The sequence below is a fragment of the Flavobacterium sp. PLA-DH12 genome, assembly GCF_059511845.1.
The window spans coordinates 1-1,070 of the sequence record NZ_JCAMPD010000022.1 but is presented as its reverse complement, the minus strand read 5'-3'; the positions used below and the strand labels follow the sequence as shown (position 1 = coordinate 1,070).

At 30.5% G+C, this 1,070-nt stretch carries 1 protein-coding gene; it reads right to left on the bottom strand.

Features of this window, described 5'->3' with window-relative positions; all coding sequences use genetic code 11:
• Positions 1 to 938 (bottom strand): IS110 family RNA-guided transposase (locus tag AC5ZCW_RS22410; RefSeq protein ID WP_496121847.1); only part of this gene is annotated, 938 nt, incomplete at its 3' end.
• Positions 939 to 1,070 lie beyond the last annotated feature (132 nt).

Below are 1,070 nucleotides of genomic sequence, written 5' to 3'. Positions count from 1 at the left end.
TTTTTTATTACTGCAAAAACTCTATGTATTATTTTGTTTCTAACAGCATTTAAAACACTCATTTTGTTTTTCCCTTGATCAACTTTTCTAATGTAATATTTTCTCAGATCATTATCGAGTCTAATTGCACTCATTGCTGCCAAATGCAGAATAGTTTTCAGGTTTTTATCGGCAAGCATTGATACTCCCGGTCTCTTTTTTAATGATGTTCCAGATTGAAAATCAAAAGGTACAACTCCGCTGTAACATGCCATTTTTCTAGGATCAGTTATAGTTGTAAATCCCTCTGTTTTTGATAACAGTGTCCACGATAAAACCTGGCCTACTCCAGGAACAGATCTTATCAATTTCTGCTGCTGGTTTAAACTTTCGTCACAATGGATTATTTTTTCAATATCATTTTCAATAATCTTAATTTGCTCCTCAATATCTTTAATGAGTTTTAAATTTAAATTTTTCAGCTCTTTATCCAATCCCATACCTTTCATTAATTTGTAATCATGATGCTGAACTATAAGCTGTTTTTTGATTTTTATTCTTAAAGCTCTTTCAGTTAATAGGATTTTTATCTTTTTAATAGAACTGGAACTTGGCTTGCATTCTCTATTTTCCTGATAATTTTTTTCAATGAAATTACAAATTCGCAGTGCATCGATTTTATCATTTTTTCCTCTGACAAGACCAATACTTTTCTTGATATGCAAAGCTGATATTACATACACTTTAAAATTGAATTTTTCCAAAACTTCAAAGAGATTCCAGTTGTATCTGCCGGTATTTTCCATGGCTAAAATTACATTTTCATCTGAGTACTTTTTTAAAAACCGCTTTATAGCTGGAACGTTATTCTCAATAGAAAAGTAATTTAATGATTCTTCTTTAACACAAATATCTAAAGTCTTACTGCTGATATCAATGCCGATAATGATGTTTTTCATAACTTTGCTTTTACGATTCAACAAATGATTTGAGAAATTTATCATAAGCTCAACTCCTTGATAACGGGTCTCAAGCCCAAATTTCTATCTGAGTCTTTGATAAAAGGGAAGCTAAAGTCTTAATCGAAATAT